Source organism: Arthrobacter sp. 260, assembly GCF_013116745.1.
In the GTDB taxonomy this organism is placed as follows: domain Bacteria; phylum Actinomycetota; class Actinomycetes; order Actinomycetales; family Micrococcaceae; genus Arthrobacter_D.
Genome location: NZ_JABFOE010000112.1, coordinates 1 through 236 on the forward strand (window position 1 = coordinate 1; position 236 = coordinate 236).

Annotated in this window: 1 protein-coding gene; it reads left to right on the forward strand. The window is 49.6% G+C overall.

Going from position 1 to position 236, the window contains the following annotated elements; translation table 11 throughout:
• The coding region (locus tag HMI57_RS18540; RefSeq protein ID WP_171587448.1) for an SH3 domain-containing protein at positions 1-236 on the forward strand (236 nt) is incomplete at both ends.

Sequence of the window (236 nt, forward strand, 5' to 3'; positions counted from 1 at the left end):
GTAACACCGGCACCAAGCCAGCCAGCAAAATCAAATGCAGCCAGTGATACTGACTATGCGCAAACTGGTGTTTTCAAGCCTTCCACGACTGTTAACATCCGCACTGGTGCCGGCACCGGTTATGCATCCGTTGGTAGCTATGCACCCGGTGAAAGTGTGATTTATGATCACGTGTATATCCGTGGCACATATGTTTGGGCGCGTTATCTCAGCTACTCAGGCAGGTATCATTATGT